The sequence below is a fragment of the Umboniibacter marinipuniceus genome (assembly GCF_003688415.1).
Taxonomy (GTDB): Bacteria; Pseudomonadota; Gammaproteobacteria; order Pseudomonadales; family DSM-25080; genus Umboniibacter; species Umboniibacter marinipuniceus.
The window spans coordinates 56,596-80,118 of sequence record NZ_REFJ01000004.1; the positions used below are offsets into that span (position 1 = coordinate 56,596).

The 23,523-nt window shown below is 50.2% G+C and carries 22 protein-coding genes; 5 read left to right on the plus strand and 17 right to left on the minus strand.

Annotated elements, in window-relative coordinates:
* Position 1: 1 nt before the first annotated feature.
* On the plus strand, positions 2–325 hold the full coding sequence (locus DFR27_RS08535) for a YbjQ family protein (protein WP_121877046.1): 324 nt from the start codon (positions 2–4) through the stop codon (positions 323–325).
* On the opposite strand, the gene DFR27_RS08540 is transcribed toward DFR27_RS08535, so the two are convergent.
* From DFR27_RS08540 to cysM, 13 genes are all read right to left on the minus strand, one after another.
* A complete protein-coding gene (locus DFR27_RS08540; RefSeq protein WP_121877047.1) occupies positions 303–1,304 on the minus strand; it encodes an esterase-like activity of phytase family protein in 1,002 nt (333 codons plus the stop codon). The two genes, DFR27_RS08535 and DFR27_RS08540, sit on opposite strands and share 23 nt — an antisense overlap.
* A 186-nt stretch (positions 1,305–1,490) precedes the next feature.
* Entirely contained in the window at positions 1,491–4,280 is a 2,790-nt protein-coding gene (gene rapA / locus DFR27_RS08545) for an RNA polymerase-associated protein RapA (RefSeq protein ID WP_170150822.1), read from the minus strand.
* A gap of 160 nt (positions 4,281–4,440) precedes the next feature.
* Positions 4,441–5,502, minus strand: a complete 1,062-nt coding sequence (locus DFR27_RS08550) for a tRNA-queuosine alpha-mannosyltransferase domain-containing protein (RefSeq protein ID WP_121877049.1) — start codon at positions 5,500–5,502, stop codon at positions 4,441–4,443.
* A 4-nt stretch (positions 5,503–5,506) separates the two neighbouring features.
* Complete coding sequence (locus DFR27_RS08555) at positions 5,507–6,841, minus strand: M18 family aminopeptidase (RefSeq protein WP_245962637.1); 1,335 nt, start codon at positions 6,839–6,841, stop codon at positions 5,507–5,509.
* The gene (locus DFR27_RS08560) at positions 6,834–7,718 is read right to left on the minus strand and encodes an alpha/beta fold hydrolase (protein ID WP_121877050.1); all 885 of its coding nucleotides are present in this window, start codon (positions 7,716–7,718) and stop codon (positions 6,834–6,836) included. The genes DFR27_RS08555 and DFR27_RS08560 overlap by 8 nt, the downstream gene beginning before the upstream one ends.
* Positions 7,719–7,730: 12 nt before the next feature.
* Complete coding sequence (locus DFR27_RS08565) at positions 7,731–8,612, minus strand: NAD(P)-dependent oxidoreductase (protein ID WP_121877051.1); 882 nt, start codon at positions 8,610–8,612, stop codon at positions 7,731–7,733.
* A gap of 10 nt (positions 8,613–8,622) precedes the next feature.
* Complete coding sequence (locus DFR27_RS08570; RefSeq protein WP_121877052.1) at positions 8,623–9,414, minus strand: undecaprenyl-diphosphate phosphatase; 792 nt, start codon at positions 9,412–9,414, stop codon at positions 8,623–8,625.
* Positions 9,415–9,427: 13 nt separating this feature from the next.
* Entirely contained in the window at positions 9,428–10,135 is a 708-nt protein-coding gene (tsaB, locus tag DFR27_RS08575; protein WP_121877053.1) for a tRNA (adenosine(37)-N6)-threonylcarbamoyltransferase complex dimerization subunit type 1 TsaB, read from the minus strand.
* A gap of 69 nt (positions 10,136–10,204) precedes the next feature.
* Positions 10,205–10,849, minus strand: a complete 645-nt coding sequence (gene adk, locus DFR27_RS08580; RefSeq protein WP_121877054.1) for an adenylate kinase — start codon at positions 10,847–10,849, stop codon at positions 10,205–10,207.
* Between the two features lie 179 nt (positions 10,850–11,028).
* Positions 11,029–11,829, minus strand: coding sequence for a nucleoside triphosphate pyrophosphohydrolase (gene mazG / locus DFR27_RS08585; protein ID WP_121877055.1), 801 nt, complete (start codon positions 11,827–11,829; stop codon positions 11,029–11,031).
* The gene (locus tag DFR27_RS08590) at positions 11,822–14,074 is read right to left on the minus strand and encodes a RelA/SpoT family protein (RefSeq protein WP_121877056.1); all 2,253 of its coding nucleotides are present in this window, start codon (positions 14,072–14,074) and stop codon (positions 11,822–11,824) included. Before DFR27_RS08590 ends, mazG begins: the two co-directional genes overlap by 8 nt.
* Positions 14,075–14,094: 20 nt before the next feature.
* The gene (locus DFR27_RS08595) at positions 14,095–15,354 is read right to left on the minus strand and encodes a class I SAM-dependent RNA methyltransferase family protein (protein WP_170150823.1); all 1,260 of its coding nucleotides are present in this window, start codon (positions 15,352–15,354) and stop codon (positions 14,095–14,097) included.
* A complete protein-coding gene (gene cysM / locus DFR27_RS08600; protein ID WP_121877058.1) occupies positions 15,347–16,234 on the minus strand; it encodes a cysteine synthase CysM in 888 nt (295 codons plus the stop codon). The genes DFR27_RS08595 and cysM overlap by 8 nt, the downstream gene beginning before the upstream one ends.
* A gap of 166 nt (positions 16,235–16,400) precedes the next feature.
* Here cysM and DFR27_RS08605 point away from each other — a divergent pair, with 166 nt between their 5' ends.
* Positions 16,401–16,748 carry an Hpt domain-containing protein gene (locus DFR27_RS08605; protein ID WP_170150824.1) on the plus strand — a complete coding sequence of 116 codons (348 nt, stop codon included), beginning with the start codon at positions 16,401–16,403 and terminating at the stop codon, positions 16,746–16,748.
* Positions 16,749–16,770: 22 nt separating this feature from the next.
* Here the strand turns inward: DFR27_RS08605 and DFR27_RS08610 are convergent, their stop codons facing one another.
* Entirely contained in the window at positions 16,771–17,190 is a 420-nt protein-coding gene (locus DFR27_RS08610; RefSeq protein ID WP_121877060.1) for a hypothetical protein, read from the minus strand.
* Between the two features lie 191 nt (positions 17,191–17,381).
* Here DFR27_RS08610 and DFR27_RS08615 point away from each other — a divergent pair, with 191 nt between their 5' ends.
* Both DFR27_RS08615 and mmuM read left to right on the plus strand, forming a co-directional pair.
* Positions 17,382–17,792 carry an SMI1/KNR4 family protein gene (locus DFR27_RS08615; protein WP_121877061.1) on the plus strand — a complete coding sequence of 137 codons (411 nt, stop codon included), beginning with the start codon at positions 17,382–17,384 and terminating at the stop codon, positions 17,790–17,792.
* Positions 17,793–17,794: 2 nt separating this feature from the next.
* Positions 17,795–18,727, plus strand: a complete 933-nt coding sequence (gene mmuM, locus DFR27_RS08620) for a homocysteine S-methyltransferase (protein ID WP_121877062.1) — start codon at positions 17,795–17,797, stop codon at positions 18,725–18,727.
* 35 nt (positions 18,728–18,762) lie between these two features.
* Here the strand turns inward: mmuM and DFR27_RS08625 are convergent, their stop codons facing one another.
* The 3 genes from DFR27_RS08625 to DFR27_RS08635 all read right to left on the minus strand — a co-directional run bounded on the left by DFR27_RS08625 (position 18,763) and on the right by DFR27_RS08635 (position 21,096).
* Entirely contained in the window at positions 18,763–18,984 is a 222-nt protein-coding gene (locus DFR27_RS08625) for a DUF3820 family protein (RefSeq protein WP_121877063.1), read from the minus strand.
* A 54-nt stretch (positions 18,985–19,038) separates the two neighbouring features.
* On the minus strand, positions 19,039–20,529 hold the full coding sequence (locus DFR27_RS08630) for an aldehyde dehydrogenase (RefSeq protein WP_121877064.1): 1,491 nt from the start codon (positions 20,527–20,529) through the stop codon (positions 19,039–19,041).
* Between the two features lie 138 nt (positions 20,530–20,667).
* Positions 20,668–21,096 (minus strand): TlpA family protein disulfide reductase, encoded by a 429-nt coding sequence (locus DFR27_RS08635; protein WP_170150825.1) that lies wholly within the window; start codon positions 21,094–21,096, stop codon positions 20,668–20,670.
* Positions 21,097–21,338: 242 nt separating this feature from the next.
* Here DFR27_RS08635 and DFR27_RS08640 point away from each other — a divergent pair, with 242 nt between their 5' ends.
* Entirely contained in the window at positions 21,339–23,498 is a 2,160-nt protein-coding gene (locus tag DFR27_RS08640; RefSeq protein WP_211327610.1) for a TonB-dependent receptor, read from the plus strand.
* Positions 23,499–23,523 lie beyond the last annotated feature (25 nt).

Genomic DNA, 23,523 nt, shown 5'->3' on the forward strand with positions numbered 1-23,523 from the left:
TATGATCATAACCACTCAAGACCAACTCGTTGGCTACCGAATTGTTAAGACCCTTGGCCTCGTTCGTGGCAACACCATTCGCGCACGCCACGTAGGGAATGATATTTTAGCGGGTTTGCGCTCTATCGTTGGTGGCGAAATCACTGAGTACACCAAGATGATGGCCGAGTCTCGCGAACAAGCGCTTGATCGTATGACGGACGAAGCTCACCAATTAGGAGCGAATGCGATTGTCGCCATGCGCCTCACCACCTCGCCGGTCATGCAGGGGTCTGCCGAACTACTCGCATACGGCACGGCGGTTAGCGTTGAAAAAGCGCCCTAAAGTCTAAGCGGATGATTTGCGTGCGCTGGTGCGAGCTAAAGTTATTATCGCTAACTAGCACCAGTCGCCCGTAGGAGTCGAACACAACGCCTTCAATGTTATCGCAGTCTATTCCCAGTTCTGCTAACTCAAACCAGCGATGCTTGCTGACCACCGCTAACTCGTCACTTTCGTTGGGAAGATCAAAGACGAAGAACACAATCCTGTTGCCAACTCCGGGCTCGTAATGCCGCTCCACCGCTAGAAGATAGCGAGGGGAACTCTTCGCCTCAAGGACTTCAGTTTCATCCTGATCTAACGTTAGCCCCGGTTCAACTTCAGGGAAAAAAGGCAATACACTCAGCGCAACCAATCCCCTATCAACGTTGGGCATCACTTCGTCCAAGGGATAATAGCCCCTAAGCGCCACTTCGCCAGAGTCCGTATGAATCGAAAATAACGGCGTAAGCAGGCGTTGATCCGCTGATTGATTAAGGGGCGGTTTTTCCAAAGCGGTTAACAGCGTGCCATCGGGCAGTGCCGTCAATCCTTCAAAGGTACCATTGGCAACAAATTGATAGTGAGACAGTTCTGGTGGCAGCCGAAATGAGTCTGTCGCGCTGCCTTGCGGATTAATATGAAAGAGGAATTGATCGGGATTCTCAGTAGTCAACTCAGCACTTAGCCACCAGCCATCGGGAGCGCGCTCCAAACCTTCACCATCTAGACTCAGATCACTCATAGACTCACCAGAGGCGTGACTGAGCACAATTGGCGTCTGCCAAGTGAGTTCATTATCACCAAAGCAAAAGCGGTGGATCAAGGGGTTGTTTCGAGCATCACTGACTGCGGCATAACAGTCACCGCTCTGGTATGAAAGCCCTGAGAGACCACCTAGTTGTTCACCGTGTACTTTCTGCTCATGGCTAAATTCATAATACTCAACCGGTGGGGTCTCCACAGGGAGTGCTAACACCTGTGTGATGAGCAAACTCAACATTCAGAGGGCCTCAGTGCATGGATTAACATGAGTCTATCTAAACGTATTTTTAAGCTAAACGCTAGCGAGAAACTACAACCTAAACCGTCAGCGGAAGTGGCCTTCAGCGCACCACGGAAAAGTGAATTTAGACCTAGTGCCTGCCCCCTCGGTGCAGGCACTTTGTTGATGTAGCGCTTAGCGTGACTAGGTAGCTAGCACAAAGCGAACGCTATCTAAGCGCGCATCGATAGCGTTGATTGCATTAACCACCCCATCTCGTTGAGCAACTAATGCGTCAACCTCGTCCTGGCGAATACTCGGATTACGTAAACGAAGCGATTCGAGGCGTTCAATCTCTTGGTTGAAAAAATCTTCGGCATCGTAGGCAGCGTCTACGCATTCGGCGCTAATATCGGCCTCAGCAAATTCGCCGGCTACCTTAATCATTCGTTTCAACTGCGGAGTCAGCTTTTCGACCACCGATTGAACGGGCTTACGATCTAGCTTAATGCGATGTTCATCAATGGATTCCGAACTCACCGGCTCACTCCATACTTCACCGTTCTTGAGCACTACGCGAAGCGGCTGCATGGGTGCAAAACGAGCAACCTGCAAAGCCTTTGGCGCCACATGAAGAGGTTTGAAGAAACACTCAAGAAGAATGGTTCCCGCAGCCACATCAGGGTGTTTAATTACCGCCGCCTGAGCGGTGCCGTAATCACCACTGGTGAGTAGCTCAATAAACTCAATGACCAAGGGGTGTTCCCAAGTTAGCCACTCTACATCTTCTCTAGCCAGCGCAATCTCGCGGTCAAACGTAGCTGACAAACCCTCTGCGGTCAGTGACGATAACTGCTCAATCATCCGATGACCAGTTGGGCGAATAAGATAGATGCGCTCCGACAACTTTTCGCTTTCGATACCAAAGCGATCGAAAGCATCGATTAACCATAACTCCAGTTCAGGATCATCGTCCTGCTCGTCTACCCCATCAACCACCTTCTGGGCCTGTTCTGGTTGGTGCGATGAGCGTTCAAGCAGGCAATCTCGCCCATCAGCCAAACGTTCACGAACCGCCTCAGCCTCACGCTGAAGATCCGTGATTAGGCCACTTTCGAGATCCATTGGATCATTCAATAGCGCAGTAATTTCATCGTGTTTTGACTGGAACACAATCCCGTTGGCAGCGGAGGTACTCACGAATGCCGATAGACCTTCATCGTAGACGTTGAACAATGCTTCGCTTGCCGAACACTCAAAGTAGGGAACGTGAACGGTGACACGACGTGATTGTCCAATACGATCTAAGCGGCCAATACGCTGCTCAAGTAGGTCGGGGTGGGCAGGTAAATCGAACATCACCAAATGGCAAGCGAATTGGAAATTACGCCCTTCGCTTCCTATCTCCGAGCACAGCAGTACTTGAGCACCATCTTCTTCATCCGCAAACCAAGCCGCAGCCCGGTCACGGTTCACCAAGCTAAGTCCTTCATGGAACGCGCCAGCTCGAATACCATGCCTTAGCGTTAACCAAGACTCCAGCTCTTCCACCGTTTCACGGTGCTGAGCAATCACTAGTACTTTCTCGCGTTTGTGTGTTTTTAGGAAGTCTAGAAGCCACTGGCTACGTGGGTCCGATTCAATCCACCCCTCTCCGAGCTGCTTTTCTGGCGTTAGCCCAGCGAAGCCTATTAATGCCTCTGGCGGCAGTTCATCACCACTCAGTGGGTAGCTCTCCAAACTGCGGCCCGGCAATAAATCCGCAATGACTTTTCGGGTATTGCGGAACATCACTCGGCCCGTGCCGTGACGATCCAACAGGGTGTCATAGAGCCAATCTAGACGTTCCTGACCGCCATGCTGGTCAAGCGCGGTGAGTTCATCGCTACTTAAGATAGCTTCCAAGGCTTCGAAGCTTGGCTCATCGCCACCCTCCAATGCCTTGAGAATTTCGTTGACCTGACGAAACTGTTTCTCTTCGCGCTGCCACTCGGCAAAACTGCCGTAGCGCGCCGGATCTAAGAGGCGAAGTCGGCCAAAATGACTTTCCTCACCCATCTGCTCTGGTGTAGCCGTGAGAAGCAACAATCCTCGCGCTTGTATGGTTAGCTGCTCAAGGCAACTATATTCCCAAGGACTGCCCTCTTCTTGCCATTCAATATGATGCGCTTCATCAACCACTAGCAGATCCCAGTCCACAGACAGTGCGGCCTGCAAGTGATCGAGGTCACCGGAGATGAGTGACAACGGACAAAGCACTTGTTGTGCGCCCAAAAACGGGTTTTCATCGGTGTCGGCAAAAGATGATTCGTCAATGATGCTAAACATCAGGTTGAAGCGGCGTCGCATCTCTACCAGCCACTGATGTACAAGCGAATCCGGCACCAAGATAAGTACCCGACTTGCCTGCCCAGTTAACAGCTGTTGGTGAATAATTAGCCCAGCTTCAATGGTTTTACCCAAGCCGACTTCATCGGCCAGTAATACGCGCGGGGCATGGCGCTGGCTTAAGGAGTGAGCGATGTGCAACTGGTGACGTACTGGGGTAACACGCGGCCCCACCAACCCTCGGACTGGAGACTCTTCTACCTTTGGAAGCATCTGCGACACGTCACGGCGCATTCTAAACCAGCTGGCTCGATCCCAGCGACCACGCATGAGCCGTTCCATACTTGGAAAGCGAGTGGTACCCGATATAATTTGTGTCTCAACTACTGATCGGTCGGTACTGAGGTGATAGATACAAATACCGTTGTCGTCGTCAACATCAGTAACGCTGGCAGTTTCTCCGTCGCCATACTCCACCACGTCGCCAATTTCGTAGCGTACCCGACTCAATGGTGCATCATTCATGGTGTAGGTACGATCTTCACCACTGCTGGGGAAGAAGATGCGCACGCGGCGATTTTCGGCTTCAACGACCATACCAAGCCCTAATTCTGGCTCGCTATCACTGACCCAGCGTTGGCCCGCTGTAAAACTCTGACGACTCAATGTACTCTCTCCGCGATCAAGGGTTGCGGCGGCGTATACTAAAGAAATTCTCTCGAATAACAATCACTAAAACCGCTGCGTTTGCCAAAGGAAGCTTCTGCTAAGAGATTAGCGTCTCGAAGCGGCTTTCGCTGAGTTTTTTTCTGATGAATTACGCTCATTAGTGCGTCAAAACCTCGAGGTAAGCGGAGGCCAAGTTTTGCGCCGATAAGTGTGACACATCAGCAGCTTTTCGTGGTGTTAATAGCGCCTCGACCGCCGCCTCCGCCTCCTCCATTGAAGGCTTCACCGTGGAATAATGGCACTGCGAAGCAAACCACTCTGGATAGGCTAAACGATCAGGAGCAACCACACTACAGCCGGCTGCAGCGCCTTCTAAGAGGCTCAACCCCTGAAAGTCATGAATTGCGGTAGATACCACATGACTAGATCCTGCTAGGAGCGCTAAATAATCCGCTCGCTCCTGGATGAAGCCAACATGTCCCAGATAGCAAGACCCCTCATACTTAGCGAGTAACTGTTGCAGCGCACTGGGTACCCGTCTAAATTGCTGTCCTACCACGTGCAGCCTAAAATTGAGCTGCCTCTGCACCAACAAGTCTACGAATAATCCAAGACGATCCGGTCCCTTGTCATATTCCCAGCGGTGATTCCAAACAAGATTGAGCTGCCCATTGACCGACTCGTCAGCACGATAGGCATCTTCAGCAATAGGTACCGGAATCACCGAGGTCTTATCGCTAAGATGATCAATTAATTCCGGAGCACTGAAATCAGGTAGCTGCTTGAATAGCTGCTTAGCGCCGCGACGAAAACTATCGAGATTGAACTGTGAATTAAACAGGATTCTATCGGCGCTCAACGCCGCGTAGATGGACGTAAGCTGCTGGTCCACCAGCCCCTTTCGCTCAACGGCATTCGGATAAGCAAACTGATTTTCATGGAAATAACAAACCCAAGGGATGTTCGCATAATGAGGAAAAAAACCGCGTAGCGCCGCCATATCTACCATCGAAGTCGCCACAATCATGGTGGGCTCGAAGGCTTCGATTTGCGCTCGGTAATGGGTAGCGAATGCTAACGACGAGCCGCGAGTACGCCAGCTAAAGTGGCGAGGAGGCAGAGATAACTCCAGCCACTCAGCCTTTATCATCTGCCTCAACTGCCCACACCAATAGGCGTGGGATGCCGCATGGTAACCAGAGAGAAGAAGAATCCTCACCGAATCAGCGTGCGGCGCCTGGGGCGTTCTTCATCACGTAAAATGCTTTGAGTACCGCCACCAAATTGAACGAGTCCAAACTGCCCGCTAACTCTCGAATGGAGTGCATCGCAAAAGTGGGCACGCCAACGTCAATGGTTTTAACACCCAACTCCGCTGCGGTAATTGGCCCAATAGTGGAACCGCACCCCATATCCGCACGCGTCACGAACGCCTGGCAGGCTACGCCCGCATCAGCACATAGCGTTCTAAACTGAGCCGAGGTCTCGCTTGTCGTTGCGTAACGTTGGTTCGCATTGATCTTGATCACAGGACCTTGATTAAGCAGTGGCCCGTGATTGTTGTCATGCTTGTTAACATAGTTAGGGTGCACACCGTGCGCGTTATCAACGGAAATCATCATAGAGCGATCTAGCACCCGCGCCACGGTTTCATCGCTACCTAGCCAACGACGTAACAAGCTCTCAAGCATCGGCCCCTGAGCGCCCGTGGCAGACATCGAGCCCACCTCTTCATGATCAGTACAAATCAATACTGTAGAGACATCGGTCCCCGCTGAAATCATTGCTTCAAGCCCAATGTAACAGGACAAAAGGTTATCCAAACGAGCACTGGCGATAAAGTCTTTGTTAATCCCCACCAGGCTGGCACGCTGAACATCGTAAAAGCTCAGTTCGTGATCAAGAATGCTATCTACTTGCAGGTCCGAATAGTTAGCTTCGATGTAATTCAGAAGCAGCGCATTAAGGCTGGGTTTGTGGTCATCATCGCATTGACCAAGCACTGGAGCCATCTGTTCCTGCGGGTTAGGCGCTCCCTTGTCATTGGCTTCTCGGTCAAGATGAATTGCCAAGTTAGGAATAATGGCAATTGGGTCTTCGAAATTCACCAGCAGATTCTGTAACTGACCCGCGGTATCACGGATTGTTACCCGCCCTGCGAGGCTCAGGTCACGATCCATCCACGGAGCCCGAAGCACACCGCCGTAGACTTCTACGCCCAATTGCCAGTAGCCCTTAGTGTAAATATCCGGCTGCGGCTTGAGTTTGAGATTGGGCGAGTCTGTATGGGCACCAACCATCCGAATGCCAGTTTCAACTTCATCGGATAAACCCTTTACAAAGGCTATAATCGACGCATCGTTACGCGTAATGAAGTAGCGCCCGCCACGCTGGAGATCCCATTCGTCGCCTTCACGCAGCCGCGTAAAGCCAGCATCGATAAGCGCGTTCGCCATGTTCTCTACCGCGTGAAACGGGGTCGGCGAAGCCGCTAGGAAATTAAGTAGTCCACGGTTGAAAGTATCGATCATCACGTCCTCTTGGCTCAATCTAGCCATTGTTATTATCGTAAAGAGAAAGCATTTTTTTCGCTATCTTCTCGGGATTTTCCTGCATAAAACAATGCCCCCCTGATTCGCGATATAGTTTCATCTTAGCGTTAAGCTGCGCAACTTCAAGTATTGCTCGCTGTTGAAAAGGGTAAGTTTTATCACCATACAAGACATGCATCGGAATAGTAATCCGCTTGATAGCGGCCCGCAGTCTGCGCGCATAGCTACCAAATATCTGCGCCTCTAAGTCTGGCGAGGTTGTCAGGCGTACGCCATCTTCGACATCAGTAAAGTTGGCATCGGCAAAGTCGCTTAGCGCCTCAGGATCCCAATTATCGAAAACGCCTTTACCCTGAAGTTGCCCACAGACCGCTTCCTTTGATGGGAAATGCTCTCTTCTCCGGCGTGTCATCGCGATCATTGGATGAAGATGACCCAGCCCTGCCGCACATACCAAACGCGTGAACCAAACGCTTCGCCTTGGAAGATAGATGGGGTCTAACAGGATGAGTTGATCAAAGAGGCTTGAATGCTTGGCCGCAATTAGCGTGGTGAGTACACCACCGAAGCTATGCCCACTGCCAATACAGTTTATCCAGTCAGCGCGTTTTGTCTGAATCAGCTCCGCGATCGCCTCGGCCCATTCATTCCACCCCTCGAAGTTTCCGGTGGCCGGATTACCACCGTGCCCTTGGACTTCTGGCAGAAACAGATCAAAGTTTTCTGCGAGGTGGGTGAATAACTTTTCATAGGTTCGGGGGGAAAAACCGTTACCGTGTACAAAGACCAGAACGGGTCGGCGACCAATATTCTCAGACTCGTAATAGGCTACGTTAAGCCCTTTGGTAGTGCGGTAATTCCTATAGTTCAACACTAGCGACATAGCTTACACCTATTAATATTCGATGTTATCAATATGTTGCAAGCGCGCTAATAGGCTAGAGGTATCCCAGCGACCGCCACCGGCACGCTGCACATCACCATAAAATTGATCTACCAAGGCCGTTATCGGAACGCTCGCACCTTGCTGGTCGGCTTCCGCCAAAACTATCGCTAGATCCTTGCGCATCCAGTCTACCGCAAAACCATGCTCGTACTCGCCCGCTAACATCGTTTGGTAGCGATTTTCCATTTGCCAAGACTGCGCGGCTCCCTTCGAAATCACCTCAATCACCGCGGCGGCATCAAGGCCCGCCTTCTGGGCAAAATGTAATCCCTCTGAAAGCCCTTGAACAACCCCTGCAATACAGATCTGATTGACCATTTTAGTCAACTGACCAGAACCCACGGGGCCCATTAACTTCACCGATTGAGCGAAATGATTTATCAGCGGCACGGCGCGATCGAACACACTTTGATCTCCACCGCACATGACTGTGAGCTTGCCATTTTCGGCGCCAGCTTGACCGCCGGATACCGGCGCATCAATGAAGGCTAATCCCAATGCGTTAGCAGCTTCACCAAGCTCTCGGGCCACGTCAGCTGAAGCGGTAGTATGATCCACAAACACGCTGCCGGGCTTCATCGCTGCAAAGGCTCCCTCTTCGCCCAAACAAACGGAGCGAATGTCGTTATCATTCCCTACACAGGCAAAAACAAAATCAGCCTCCGCCACTGCGGCGGCCGGAGTAGGTTGCGCCACCCCAGGGTAGCTCTCGAGCCAGCGCTGCGCCTTCTCAACGCTGCGGTTATAGACCACCACTTGGTGCCCAGCCTTTGCTAAATACCCCGCCATAGGGAAACCCATGACGCCTAGGCCTAAAAATGCAACCTTCATATAATAAGTCCTATACCAACACTACGATGAGAAGTAAGCCAAGAGCGAAACGATAAATCACAAAGGGCAACATACCCAATTGATCCAACCATCGCATGAACAATTTGATACATACGAATGCACTAATAAATGAGACCACCAAGCCAAACAGCACCGGAAGCCAGTCAACACTTGGCGACTCCAGTAGCTCTAAGGTCTTATAGGAGCCCGCTGCCGTAATGAGGGGTATGGAGAGCAAAAACGAGATGCTCGCCGCTGCTTCGCGCTTGTAACCAAGCAGTAGCGCTGTGGTCATGGTGATCCCCGAACGCGACGTCCCCGGAATCAGAGCTAAGGCTTGAGCGAAACCAATCCAAAGCATATGCCGTAGGGTGATTGCTTCACGCTCCTTGATACGTTTGCCGCTGACATCGGCGTACCACAAGAGCGCGCCAAATAAGATGGTGGTGGCGGCAATCACCCAACCTGAGCGCAAATAAAGTTCGACAATATCATTGAGTAGTAGACCCGCGATAACAGCAGGAATGGTTGCGAATACAAGCATCCAAGCTAACTGTGAATCCTGGTTACGGGTACCAAGGAACCAACCAAACCACGCCGTTGCCAAGCGGATGACTTCATGACGAAAGTAAATGACTACGGCCAAAAGTGTGCCGACATGTACCGCTACGTCGAATGCCAAACCCTGATCTGGCCACCCGAAGACTTCGGCGGGAAGAATTAAATGTGCCGAGCTACTAATCGGCAAAAATTCCGTCAATCCTTGTATCACGGCCAAGACAAAGGCCTGAAATAAATCCATTACAACTCCAATATTATGATTGTTTAAACTGATCAACCAGTTTAACGCGTTTCTTCCAACTCACTTCATTGCGCAGGTAAATCGGCTCAACGCTATCCGCTACACTCGCTTCGCCACGAACAAATGGTGCCACCGCTAAGCGGGCGATGTAACTGGCACGCGGATCTATCTGCCCCACGAACTGTGTACCCGCCGATTGCTGTTGCGCTTCAGCGATCATCGAAAACCCACTGCCAATGATTAGCTCGTCCGCTGCCGAAACTTCTATTTCATCCGGTGAAATGAGCCGATCCGAAAGCACTGGCGTTATCGTCTCGCCGGCTCGCTCCCATATTGCTTCGTAACATTCAGACATTCGCGCGTCCTGAATAACGTGACAACGGGAGACTTGGTGTTCTTCAATGGCTTGGAACGCCATGGCTGCAAGCGTAGACACTCCAACTACCGGTTTATCCACTGAGAAAGCTAATCCCTGCACAACCCCTAGACAGATTCGCAATCCCGTAAAACTGCCAGGGCCGGCACCATAGGCAATACAATCAACGTCTTTAAGTGTCAGCTGAGCTTCAGTCAACACCTCATCTACCATTGGCAGAAGTCGCTTAGTGTGTTGTCGAGCTGCCTGCTCAAATCGCTCAACGCTAGAGCTTTCACTCAGAAGTGCTACTGAACACGCATCGGTAGAGGTATCAAGGGCCAAAATAGTGGGGAGTTTAGACATGACTTTTCCCTCGCAGAAAACAAAACAGGCCCCGTTTAAGGAGCCCGTAGCAATGAACGCAATACTAAGTTACGCGATCGCTTCAAGAACCTGAGCCGTGATTGACTCAACTGAACCGATACCATTCACCGTAGCGAAACGACACTGACCGTCGCCAGCTTGCTTTTTGTAGAATTCAATCAAAGGTTGAGTTTGATCATGGAACACTTCAAGGCGGTTTCGAACGGTTTCTTCTTTATCGTCATCGCGCTGAATTAACGGTTCGCCAGTTTCATCGTCAACCCCTTCCTGCTTAGGTGGGTTGTAATCAATGTGATAGGTTCGGCCCGACGCGGGGTGCATACGGCGACCGCTCATACGCTTGATGATTTCCTCATCGGCAACGTCAATTTCCAGGACCAAATCAATTTCAACGTTATTCTGAATGAGCGCCTCAGCCTGAACAATGGTCCGCGGGAAGCCGTCAAAAAGAAAACCCTTTGCGCAATCTGGCTGAGCAATGCGTTCTTTGACTAAGTCGATAATAATCTGATCGGAAACCAAACCGCCGGAAGCCATAACAGCTTTGACTTTCAGACCAAGTGGAGACTCTGCCTTCACAGCCGCTCGAAGCATATCACCGGTTGAAATCTGCGGGATGCCTTTGCTCTCGGTAATGAATCGAGCCTGAGTGCCCTTTCCTGCGCCCGGCGCGCCTAACAGAATTACTCGCATTTACTTTTCCTCTGATCGCTGATTGCCGCGACATGAATAACAATTTGTTTCACCAATAAACACATCTAGCCTACGTGAAGTAAGTACTCACGGCTAGCGGCCTGTGAAATTTGCCCACATTTTAAAGTAATTATCGTGAACTTCCCAGTGCCAAATAACTGCCATTTCGGTAGTGAATTCTAATCTTTGCACTTAGCCGCTTGCCAAAGGGTTTCCATTTCTTCGAGACTTGCCGATTTCAAAGAACGACCCTGACCGCTCAAGCTCTCTTCGATAAAACTAAAGCGCTGATAAAATTTTTCATTGGTCCGACGTAGCGCGGCGTTTTGATCCAACTCGAGAGCCCTAACCAAATTAATAACGCTAAACAGGAGGTCACCAAGTTCCTCCTCAACAGCATCCATGTTGGCCGATGCTATCGCCTCTTCCACCTCAGCCAACTCTTCATGAACCTTGGCTAAGACCTGAAGACTATCAGGCCAATCGAAGCCGACCTTTGCCGCTTTCTTCTGCAGAGCCAACGCACGATCAGCAGGAGGTTGCGCTCGACTCACTGAATCTAAGTATCGGACAGTTGCACGAGGTTTTTCGCTCTGCTTGATCTTATTCCAGTTGTCGCGAATCTCCTCATCGCTAAGTACATGGCTTGGATCACGCGAGCTCTCTAGGGTTCCATCTGGAAAAACATGGGGATGGCGGCGAAGAAGCTTCGCCACAATGCCGTCAACCACCTCCGCAAAGCTGAAATGCTGATCTTCTTCGGCTAAGCGACTGTAAAACACTACCTGAAAGAGGAGATCGCCAAGCTCCTCACAGAGGTTTTCCATGTCGGCACGATCGATAGCATCAACCACTTCGTAGGTTTCTTCAATAGTATGAGGAACAACCGAAGCGTAGTCCTGCTTTATGTCCCACGGACACCCCGTTTGTGGGTCTCTCAGACGAGACATCAAGCCGATGAGATCCGCTAAGTTATGCATTGGCGGACTTCTTTGAATCAATTCGCTGAGCACTGATAACGTTGGGCAGCTGGTTTAACACGCTAATGAGCTGAGCAAGCGAGTGGATACTATCCACTTCGCACTCAATACTCATATCTACGGTACTACTATCTCGATCTGATTTGGTGCTGATCGCAGTAACGTTGACACTCTCCAGATCCAGTACCGTAGTGACGTCTCGGAGCAACCCGGTTCTATCCCACGCCTCAATTTTTAGCTGCGCGACATAACGGTCTTCCTGTTGGCCGCCCCAACTGAGCTTAATGATCCGCTCAGGTTCGTCCTGCATGAACTGTAGTGCCGTTGGGCAGTCGCTACTGTGAACGATAACAACCCTTCGGTTATCAACAAAGCCAGTGATATCAGTATCTGAACTCGGTGAACAGCAGCTACCAAACTCCATAGCAAGATTGCCCAAACCGTTGATGGCAGGCCCAGATTCCTGCTGGTGTTTAGACTGAACGGGCAACAATCCGTGACTTCCTGGACCATTCTCCAGTTCCAGTGCCGCACTAATCACATCCATTACGCCGAGGTCGCTGGCCCCAACGGCCGCATAAAGGTCATCTAGACTTTCGAAACCAAGCCGTTCATAGAGCGCTTGAAAGTCAATACTCATCAACCCAAGCCGCTTGAACTCTCGGTCCAACAACATGCCGCCGTCGGCAACATTTTGATCGCGTGCTTGCTGGCGGAACCAGTGACTAATATTGGTTTTTGCCCGCGAGGTAACGATGTAGCCCAAGGAGTCGTCCAACCAAGAACGACTGGGCGCCTCTCTACGACCGGTGATAATTTCCACTTGATCACCGTTACGAAGGTTCTGATTTAGCGGTACAACTCTCCCATTGACCTTGGCGCCTCGGCAGCGATGACCAACTTCGGTATGAACTTGATAGGCAAAATCCAACGCGGTGGCCCCAAGAGGTAGATCTACAACATGGCCTTCGGGAGTAAAAACATAGACCCTGTCCTGAATAATCCCCACTCGAATCTGTTCAGCGAACGCCGCCCTACTGCCCTCTTCCTCATGCCAGCTTAAGACGTTGCGTAACCAGTCCATCTTCTGCTCGTAGGCATTGGCTGACTTCTCCATGTCCGCACCTTTGTAACGCCAGTGCGCACAGACGCCAAACTCTGCTTCTTCGTGCATCTCATTGGTGCGAATCTGAACTTCAATTACCTTACCTTCTGGCCCCACTACAGCAGTGTGAAGTGATCGGTAACCATTCTCTTTTGGAGAGGCGATATAATCGTCGAATTCATGGGGAATGTTACGCCACAATGCATGAACCAAACCCAGCACCGAGTAGCAGTCTCGCGTAGAGTCAACCAAAATACGTACTGCTCGGATGTCATACACCTGAGAGAAAGCAATTTCTTTTTTGAGCATTTTCTTCCAGATGGAAAAAATATGTTTAGCTCTACCTTCAACCACGCCATGAATACCCGCTTCACCCAGTACGTTGTTCAAGCGGCCTATCATCATAGCGATGTATTCCTGCCTAGCAACGCGCTTTTCATCAAGCTGTTTGGCAATTTCTTTGTAGGTTTCGGCTTCTAGATAGCGAAAAGCAAGATCCTCTAGCTCCCATTTAAGATGACCAATACCTAAGCGATGGGCAAGCGGAGCGTAGACATCGCGTACTTCCCTCGCAACGCGAATTTGCTTCTCGGGATCATTAAATTTAACGGTTCGAATAGCGCAAGTTCGCTCAACAATCTTGATCAAGCCAACACGAACGTCATCGATCATGGCCACCAGCATTTTGCGTACCGATTCAATCTGATCTGCCTCGGCTTGGCCAAACGCCCCAGACGAATCATTGCGGAGCGCGCCAATAACCGCCATACGTAAGACACCATCAATGAGATCTGCAACGGCGCTCCCGAACAGTTGCTTCACTTCGTTAAGATCCACTTTTTCTTCACGCACACAGCGGTAAATAGCCGCCGCAACCAGTGTTTCCACATCGCAATGGAGCTCAGCCAGCACCTCGACCATTTCTAGGCCAAATTCGAGGGTACTTACTTCGCCACCACCCCAAACATTATTCTCAGCAATAGCTCGTTGTTCTACCGCGTCCGCAAACTCAATGGCGATGGTTAACTGACTCTGCTGCTCGGGCGTCAGTCCGAAACGATGGCGAAACTTTTCTGACCAAGCGACTAGGTCAATTCGCCCCTCAGGGCATAGCGGGTGATCATCGCGAACTTTTACCATCTTACTAACTTTTCCTTGTTCTAAGTGCGCGTTAACAACACGATAGTTTCCGAATGAACGGTATTCGGGAACATGTCAGCTAATGCGAGTCGTTCTATACTAAAGCCACCCGCCACCAATATGGTTAAGTCTCGAGCTAAAGTGCTCGTATCACACGATACGTAGACAAGACGTTCGACATTCTGGGCTTTAGACAACTGCTCACAGAGGTGTTGAGCGCCGGCCCTGGGCGGGTCTAATAGTGCTTTATTAAAATTATTTAAGGCTAACTGGGTACCAAAGAGGTCAACACTCTGGTAGCTAATGCGATCTGAGATATCTACCTCAACCGCTTCGGTGGCACGCCTCACCATCGCGTCGCTTCCTTCGAAGCCAACAACAGCGGCCCCTTTGACCGCCATTGGCACACTAAAGTTCCCCAACCCTGAAAAGAAATCGGCGACTGAGTCGCCCTCTTCGAGCGCCATCCATTCCAACGCCCGCGCAACCATCTCTTGATTAATCTTGTCATTGGCCTGCAAGAAGTCACCCGGATGGTAAGTTACCTCAGTGCCGTGACTGCTTACTATCCAGGGCGTATCCACTATCCATTGGCTTTCCAGCGAAATCTTGAGGGCCATGCTTGGCAGGGCTTGAAATTCGGCGAGCGCATCAGCTGACAATGGCTCGGTAAGCCTCAGGTGAACGCCTACTTTGTCATCCAGAGCGAGAAGATCAATATGCGAGACCGCACGTTGTTGGGCCAAGAGTGGTTTGATCGCTTTAAGTGCGTTATTTAGCGACGGCCTCAAGTTGTAACAGTCATCAATATCAACGATTCGATTTGACTTAGCTTGACGAAACCCCACCCGTAACTTGCCGCCGCGATAACTCACCGCGAGCCGAGCACGTCGACGGTAGCCACTATCCTCAGCACTGATCACCTCAACGTCAGGCAAACTGTCCAGCGCCAAACCATGAAGAAAGCGAGTTAGCCTGTCGGCCTTGAAGGCCAATTGCCCTGCTGGCGCCACATGCTGAAGTTGGCAACCTCCGCAATCACTTGCATACCGACAAGGTGGCTTTCGCCGAGTCTCGCTGGCTTCAAGTACTTTTAATAACTTCGGCGGCTTCGCTGCCAGCACAGATATCCTTTCTCCCGGGATCGCTCCCGCGACAAAAAGGCGCTTCGAACCAACATGTAATGCCCCCTCGCCATGATCACCCCATGCCAAGACTTCAGTCTCTACAGGCTTAGGCTCCCGGTCACGACTTATTGACGAACGCCAGCGATTACTCACTAAAGACTCCAGAAGACAGGTAGCGATCACCACGATCGCAAACAATGGCTACAATCGTGGCATTTTCCACGCTTTTTGCCAGTTCGAGTGCAGCGAACACTGACCCTCCCGATGAAACACCTGCAAAAATACCCTCTTCGCGAGCTAGTCGGCGCATGGTATCTTCCGCATCCTTCTGGCGAATATCCATGACTCGATCCACTCGTTTACTGTCGAAGATCGCCGGCAGGTAGGCTTTAGGCCAGCGACGTATCCCCGGTATCTGATCGCCATCTACCGGTTGTAGACCCACGATTTGTATGGCGGAGTTTTGACCTTTCAAATACTCAGAGACACCCATAATGGTCCCAGTAGTGCCCATAGATGAAACAAAATGAGTGATTTCACCCTTCGTCTGCTGCCAAATCTCTGGCCCCGTACCATGGATATGAGCGCGAGGATTGTACAGGTTAGCGAATTGATTAAGTACAATACCCTCACCGCGAGCCGCCATTGCGTCGGCTAAGTCTCGAGCACCTTCCATACCCTCTTGCGCTGAGACCAAAATAAGCTCTGCGCCATAGGCTCTCATCGCATCCTTACGCTCGGTTGTAGCGTTATCAGGCATAATCAAACACATTTTATAGCCTTTAATGGCCGCCGCCATTGCTAGCGCAATCCCGGTGTTGCCACTAGTTGCCTCAATCAACCTATCACCTGGTTGAATATGACCGTCTTCCTCAGCGCCTTGGATCATATTTAATGCGGGGCGATCCTTCACCGAACCGGCAGGATTATTCCCTTCGAGCTTTAGCAAAATGGTGTTACTGGTGGTATTCATCCGCTGCAATCGGACCAATGGCGTATTGCCAACACAGTCTTCGATAGTGGGGTAAGACATAAAGCTTCCTTGAACAAAGGCAATTTAAAATGGCATTACAACTAAGGTATCTATTTTAGATGAGCCGATGACAAAGACCTAGCTGCAAAATTCCCACAGTGTATTCCTCACTTGCCTCAATGCCAACTTTCGGAATATGCTAAACAACAGAAAGAAGGAAACGAGAATGGCAATAGCACTAGAGATCAACACCTCCCATTTTAAAGACATTTGCTGCCAACAGGCCGACATTGCTTCAAGCCTTCTCTCTCAGATTCGCAATGACCTCCCCGAAATCTCAGCGGCACTCAACTCAAACAACCAGGACGAAATACTATTTGCCGTACACCGGCTTCTGGGAATCGGTCGCTACTGTGGAATTGGACAGCTTGTTGTTTTGAGTCAACAACTTGAATCCGAGGGAATGCGAGGGACGCTCAATCACGCTAAACTGAAGGAGTTAAAAAAATTAAGTCACCAGCTAAGTCAGTGGCTGGATGAATCAGAAGCCTGGGTGGCTAACAACTTTCGATAGTGCCGCCATCAACCCCACCGTGCTATTGCTCGCCCTGCGCTAACCACTCTTCAAGGCTAATATCACTACTAGCGTCCACGCGAACCAATTCAGACTCTTGGCCACGCAGCCAACCAATCCCGTCACTCGCTCTAGGCGCATGAACCACTAGGCCATCGCCTTGCAACTCACGGAAGCTTGATGCCCCATCCTGACTCAGCTGCATCTTGTAAGCATAGCAAAGCGAATCACCACTCCACGAGTGATTAACAATGGTCTGAGTTTCAACCACTTCCATTGTTAAGCGTTGAGTGACACCCGTTGACTGCTGCCTAGCAGACAGTTCAAGTTCACCGTTAATGGGCTCTGAGCTAATGTAATAGAGTCGTACTTCTTCAGGCTGAGCCGCGATGGTCTCGGTATCACTCCAAATCGCTAGCGGACTCCAATCAAAGGAGCTCACAGATGAGCAAGCGCTCAGTATAACGATAGCGACTAGAACAGATATTCTATTGATGAAACTCATGGTTGCCTCGGGCCTGTGGCGGAACTGCGTATCGATACGCACTATTATTATTTAATTATGAATAGTATTCTGTAACGCTTTTCGCAAAAGTACAAGGTCGAACTGGCCGCAATGAGACACACGAAACTATGCAAGAAATAATCGATGAACTATTGAGTGTTGCCGACGACGTGGCCTACCCACTGGACGAACCTGATTTCGATGACATTGTCCGAGTAGAAGAAGCTATCTTACTGCCTCTTTCGCGCAGCCTGAAAACCTTCTTAGAGGAATGTTCTCACATTACGCATGGACGCTATGAGCCTGTTACGGTGGCCGATGAGCAGTCACACACCTATCTAGCAGAAGTCACAGCAAAAGCGTGGTCGGAAGGTATTCCGAGAGATTGCGTCCCCCTATGTGAGCATGGCGCGAATCTGTTTGTCGTCACACTAGATGATGAAGTCGCACTCTACGAAAATGGCGAGCTATCTGACAAGACATGGCCCAGCATTTGGCACTGGGTAGAAGAAGTGTGGATTCGTGATTCGGAGTATTAACAATGAATACCATTAAATCGCTAACGCTTCCCTGGCAGCTATCTCGCTTTGAGACCCCCACCATTTTGCTTGACGGCGGACTAGCGATTGAGCTCCAGAATGCTGGTGCGCGAGTAGACTCCTCACTATGGACTGCTAAGGCAATTATCAATCGCCCAGAATACGTCATAGCGGCCCATCAGGCCTATTTGAATGCAGGGGCCCGTATTATCAGCACCGCATCCTATCAAGCTACAATAACGGGCCTTATGGAATCAGGATTGAGCGGACACGAGGCCAAAGATGTTATTCGTCAGAGCGTTGAATTGGCTGAAGAAGCTCGTATGCGCGCGAAATCCGACGCGCTTATTGCCGCAAGTATTGGGCCCTACGGTGCTTATTTAGCGGGCGGCGAAGAATATACCGGCGCCTACGATATTGAGAGCGATGCATTGCGCCAATTTCACCTCGACCGACTCAATGTTATTTTTGAAACGAATGCAGACTTACTGGCTATCGAAACTATCCCCAATCGTATGGAAGTTGCGGTACTGGCAGATATTTTGCGTGCCAAGCCGGACATTGCCGCTTGGATAAGCTTGAGCTGCAAGAATGAACATCAACTGGCCGATGGAAGCGAGCTGCAGCCGCTGATCGAAAAACTCAACACCCTCAACAACGTCGTTGCATTAGGCGTAAATTGCTGCGCCCCAGACCTAGCTGGGAAATTGGCCGCTTGGCTACGCACAGTAACGGATAAGCCGCTTGTAATTTACCCCAACCTTGGGCAAATCTACAATGCAACAACTAAGGAATGGTCAGGTGAAGGCGGATCACTAACCAACACCATCGCTAACGTCGTTTCCTCAGGAACCAGCCTGGTGGGTGGCTGCTGTGAAGTAGATGCTAAAGCCATCAGCGCACTAAATGATCAACTCTGGAACACAGACAACTAAGTGCCAACTTAGTTGCTACGGTGGCCCCAAAGCATCTATCGTGGCGCCCGCCGTAACGGCTCCACCAGATGCTTCAGACTTTCAGTATTAACCAGTAGCGCCAGCGCCAGAAGCTCACCCAGTTCTCCGTTGGGAAAACCTTCCCGAGAAAACCATTGCAGATAGGCCTCAGGCAAATCAATCAGCACGCGCCCCTGATACTTACCAAAGGGCATTCGAGTGTTGGCAATCTTAATCAAACCACTGGTATCAAACATTTCTTACTCGCAAAAAAAAACGCCGCTAATGCGGCGTCTTATCTTATCGAAAACTTAACCGGAAATCTCAATCCAAGTTGTTTTCAATTCAGTGTAATCGTCAAACGCATGGATTGACTTATCACGGCCGTTACCCGATAGCTTAAAGCCACCGAATGGAACTGTCATATCACCACCGAAGTAGTTGTTTACTCCCATGGTGCCAACACGAACTTTACGCGCTACTCGCAGCGCAGTATTGATATTCAAGCTCCACACCGCACCGGCAAGACCGAAGTCAGAATCGTTAGCAATGCGAACAGCATCGTCTTCATCTTTGAAGCGAATGATACTTAGCACCGGACCGAAGATCTCTTCTTGAGCAATTCGCATGTCGTTAGTTACGCCGTCAAAGATCGTTGCCGGCATGAACCAGCCACCCATCTCCTCCAGTACACGTTCGCCGCCGATGAGGCGCTTACAACCTTCAGAATCACCGATATCGACATAGGACTTAACGGTATCGTATTGACCTTTGTCTACCATTGGCCCCATGGTGGTCGCTGGATCTAGCGTATCGCCACACTTCCACCCTTCGGTGGCAGCCAACAGCTTTTCAATAAACTCGTCGGCAATAGATTCCTGAACAATCAGGCGCGTACCCGCGGTACAGGTCTGACCGCTGTTGTATAGGAACGCCGTGGCCGCATTTGAGGCTGCTGCATCCAGATCCGCATCCGCAAAGACAATATTAGGCGACTTACCGCCAAGCTCAAGGAAGGTACGCTTAAGGTTCGACTGACCTGAGTATTCCATCAAAGTCTGACCAACTGGCGTTGAACCTGTGAAGGTCAAGCCATCAATATCCATGTGCATACCCAGGTGCTTACCTAAGCTTGCGCCCGAACCCGGTAGTACCTGGAGAACACCGCTCGGCAATCCAGCTTCGGTCGCTAGTCCGGCAATGTATAGCGCCGTTAGCGGAGTATTCGAAGCAGGCTTAAGGATAACTGAGTTACCTGTTGCAAGCGCCGGCGCAAGTTTCCAGGCGGTAGTAGAGAGCGGGAAGTTCCAGGGGACAATCGCCGCTACAACACCTAATGGCAAACGTTCAACCAACGCTAATTCGTTGTGCGCAGTAGGCGCCACTTCGTCATAGACTTTATCAATGGCTTCACCTGACCAGCGGATACAACGCACCGCAGCAGGTACATCAACGTCATAGGTGTTCGAAATTGGCTTACCTACATCTAGACACTCTAGCAACGCAATCGTGTCGCGGTGCGCATCAATCAATGACGCCCACTTTACCATCACTTCTTTACGCGCAGCGGGGGCCATATCAGCCCACACGCCAGACTCAAATGCTTCGCGCGCTGACGCAATAGCAAAATCCGCGTCCTCGATACCACAGCTGCTTACTTCGGTAAGCTTCTCACCGGTAGCGGGATTATAAGTAGGTCGTGTTGCACCAGACTTGGCGTCAACGTACTGGCCGTTAATGAATGCTCGGCCTTCAAATTTGATTGCAGCAGCGCGCTGCTGCCACTCTTGGTATGAATACATAGGAACCTCGGAAAATTTTCGTGCAGTTAGATTGTTAACGATGCACTACTGCTAAAAGTTAATCTGAGTGTACCAGAGCCATTTTCGCTCTTAAAGTAAATGTTTAAAATATTTTACACCCGTTGAGTAATTCACAATTTACGAATCACCAAACCCAAGAAAAACATCTTCCATGGACTTAGGATTAGACTCAACAAAGCGCCCTACTTCGCCACCTTCAGCATTAAGCACCACAAAAGTAGGCGTTGATTTGAGTCCATACTCTGCTGCTAAACCGGCATCATCTTGCTTGCTATAATCAACACCAATTAATTGATATTCAGTGATTCCCGCTGCTTCCATGATGCGAATAAAGTAGGGAACTTCCCGCACCGAGTCATGGCACCAGCTGCCGAATAAGACGATAAACTCCATTTCGTTAAGCGTTTCTATTTCCGCGGGCGTTAGCTCAACTTGCCCCACTGCTTCATAGCGTTCGCTGAAATGATGGTGGTTAGCCAATAATTGTTCCGCACTGATTGGCCCAACCACCATGGACTTTGATGACGCTGCCTGAACAGAACCCATACATCCAACTAGGATACTGAATATCATTGTGAAAAAAACGAATTTAAGCTGCATTTCATACCTCATATGTGCACGTTCGTCATCGATCGTGAATATTAACTTAACAAGTTATTGATCCCATTCCCCACAGGAATCAAAATCAAAAATGACGTGTAAAAAAACAATCAAAAGCCACCAGAGCTTAACACCCTAGGCGAAATTCTTCGCGCTAGTGAATTGTTATTTATCATTAGGAGATCACCATGTCGGGTCAGTCTACTCGCACCATTATGAGTCTTGCAATCGCTTCTGCATTAAGCTCAACCGCTTATGCTCAAGGGCTGGAAGAAATTGTTGTCACCGCACAAAAACGTGAACAGAGCGCAATGGAAGTCCCATTATCTGTTACCACCGTTGACGCAGAACTCATGCAGTCAATTTTTGATGGTGGCAGCGACGTTCGCGCCCTATCAGCACGAGTCCCAGGCTTGTATATTGAGTCATCTAACGGCCGTGTGGCACCACGTTTCTACATTCGTGGCTTGGGGAACACTGACTTTGACCTTGCTGCCTCACAACCGGTATCCGTCATCATGGATGACGTGGTCATGGAAAACGTGATCCTTAAGAGCTTCCCAATTTTCGATGTGGAGAACGTTGAAGTCCTTCGTGGCCCACAGGGAACTCTCTTCGGCCGCAACACTACAGCAGGTATTGTTAAGTTCCAATCAGCTAAGCCAACTCAAGAACTTGATGGCTACGCAACTATCTCAGCTGCCCAATTGGGTTCCTATAACTTCGAAGGTGCAGTGGGCGCAGGGATTACTGACGACCTAGCTTTTCGCGTATCGGTTCTCAATCAACACCGCGATGACTGGATCTCAAATGGCTACACGGGTGACAGCGATGTAATGGGTGGTTTTGATGAACTTGCTGTTCGCGGCCAACTACTATGGACCGCCAGTGACCGCTTAGAAGTGCTCGCAAACGTTCACTCGCGTGACCTAGACGGCACAGCAGCCATGTTCCGCGCGAACATTTTCGACAAAGGTAGCAATGAGCTAAACGGCAACTTTGACCGTGACACGGTTTATTACGATAGCCCGTACAACAACCCACAGTCATACAAGTCTTCGGGCGCGAGTCTAAACGTTAGCTATGCGCTAGATTCAGTTGAATTCACATCTATTACTGCTATCGAAAATGCTGAAGGCTCAAGCCTCGGTGATATCGATGGCGGCTACGGTTGTGCATTCTGCGGCACTCCAACGGGCCCAGGCTTTATTCCGTTCGATTCAACTACGTCAGATAAATTGGATGACCTGAGTCAGTTCACTCAAGAATTCCGCGTAGCAGGGGACGCCTCAGACACAATCCGTTGGCAAGCCGGCGTTTATTACTTTGATTCAGGCTTTAACGTTACTACCAACCCATTCTTCGTCCCTGCTACGAAGGTTCGCCACGAAAATACCTTGAGCGCCGTATTCGGCCAAGTTGAAGTAGACCTAACTGACGCACTTCGCTTAACCGTTGGTGGTCGCTACACCAGTGATGAGAAACGTTTTTTCGGGCCAGGCATTGAAGACGAGGCCAGCGACAAGAAATTCTCGGGTGATGTTGCCGTGAACTACGACCTCAACGATGACATGGTTATCTATGGTCGAATTGCTAACGGTTTCCGTGGTCCATCAATCCAAGGCCGAGACATGGCATTCTCAGGAACCTACTCGATTGCCGACTCTGAGACTGTTACTTCCTACGAAATTGGTTACAAAGCCGAACTGGCTGACCGTGTTCGCCTGAACGCAGCTATCTTTACCTACACCGTTGAAGATATGCAGTTTACCGCAGTGGGTGGCGATGGTAACAACATCCGTCTCCTCAATGCCGAAGAAGGTAACGTAGTTGGCGCTGAGATTGATACTACCATCCTCATCACGGACAACCTCGTTGCAACCGCGGGTTTCGCTTACAATGACACCGAAATCAATGATAAGGACCTACTTGTCAGCGCCTGTGGCAACTTTGGCTCATTCCTCTGTACGGTTACTGACCCTATTGTTAACGGCTTCGCAGCCATTGACGGCAATCCGTTCCCGAACGCACCGGAGACAACCTTTAACTTCACCTTAAGCTACACCCTGCCACTTGCTGGCGGCGATGAATTGTTTGCATTCACTGACTGGGCCTACCAGGGTGCGACAAACATCTTCCTCTACGAGTCTAAGGAGTTCCAAACAGACGGCCAATTCGAAGGCGGCCTTCGCGCCGGCTACCGCGCTGGCGATACGTGGGAAGTAGCATTATTCGGCCGTAACATCACGGACGAGCAGAACGTTCAAGGTGCTATTGACTTCAACAACCTTACTGGCTTCGTTAATGAGCCACGCATCTTTGGTGTTGAAGCGTCCTACAACCTATAAGCTTGGTTGCTAGAGACTAAAAAGC

Excerpts from the sequence above, each read along its gene's own strand:
- DFR27_RS08535 (WP_121877046.1), top strand. The coding sequence starts at position 2 with ATGATCATAACCACTCAAGACCAACTCGTTGGCTACCGAATTGTTAAG.
- DFR27_RS08540 (WP_121877047.1), bottom strand. The coding sequence starts at position 1,304 with ATGTTGAGTTTGCTCATCACACAGGTGTTAGCACTCCCTGTGGAGACC.
- DFR27_RS08555 (WP_245962637.1), bottom strand. The coding sequence starts at position 6,841 with ATGGCTAGATTGAGCCAAGAGGACGTGATGATCGATACTTTCAACCGT.
- DFR27_RS08560 (WP_121877050.1), bottom strand. The coding sequence starts at position 7,718 with ATGTCGCTAGTGTTGAACTATAGGAATTACCGCACTACCAAAGGGCTT.
- DFR27_RS08565 (WP_121877051.1), bottom strand. The coding sequence starts at position 8,612 with ATGAAGGTTGCATTTTTAGGCCTAGGCGTCATGGGTTTCCCTATGGCG.
- DFR27_RS08570 (WP_121877052.1), bottom strand. The coding sequence starts at position 9,414 with ATGGATTTATTTCAGGCCTTTGTCTTGGCCGTGATACAAGGATTGACG.
- tsaB (WP_121877053.1), bottom strand. The coding sequence starts at position 10,135 with ATGTCTAAACTCCCCACTATTTTGGCCCTTGATACCTCTACCGATGCG.
- adk (WP_121877054.1), bottom strand. The coding sequence starts at position 10,849 with ATGCGAGTAATTCTGTTAGGCGCGCCGGGCGCAGGAAAGGGCACTCAG.
- mazG (WP_121877055.1), bottom strand. The coding sequence starts at position 11,829 with ATGCATAACTTAGCGGATCTCATCGGCTTGATGTCTCGTCTGAGAGAC.
- DFR27_RS08590 (WP_121877056.1), bottom strand. The coding sequence starts at position 14,074 with ATGGTAAAAGTTCGCGATGATCACCCGCTATGCCCTGAGGGGCGAATT.
- cysM (WP_121877058.1), bottom strand. The coding sequence starts at position 16,234 with ATGTCTTACCCCACTATCGAAGACTGTGTTGGCAATACGCCATTGGTC.
- DFR27_RS08605 (WP_170150824.1), top strand. The coding sequence starts at position 16,401 with ATGGCAATAGCACTAGAGATCAACACCTCCCATTTTAAAGACATTTGC.
- DFR27_RS08615 (WP_121877061.1), top strand. The coding sequence starts at position 17,382 with ATGCAAGAAATAATCGATGAACTATTGAGTGTTGCCGACGACGTGGCC.
- mmuM (WP_121877062.1), top strand. The coding sequence starts at position 17,795 with ATGAATACCATTAAATCGCTAACGCTTCCCTGGCAGCTATCTCGCTTT.
- DFR27_RS08625 (WP_121877063.1), bottom strand. The coding sequence starts at position 18,984 with ATGTTTGATACCAGTGGTTTGATTAAGATTGCCAACACTCGAATGCCC.
- DFR27_RS08630 (WP_121877064.1), bottom strand. The coding sequence starts at position 20,529 with ATGTATTCATACCAAGAGTGGCAGCAGCGCGCTGCTGCAATCAAATTT.
- DFR27_RS08635 (WP_170150825.1), bottom strand. The coding sequence starts at position 21,096 with ATGGGTTCTGTTCAGGCAGCGTCATCAAAGTCCATGGTGGTTGGGCCA.
- DFR27_RS08640 (WP_211327610.1), top strand. The coding sequence starts at position 21,339 with ATGTCGGGTCAGTCTACTCGCACCATTATGAGTCTTGCAATCGCTTCT.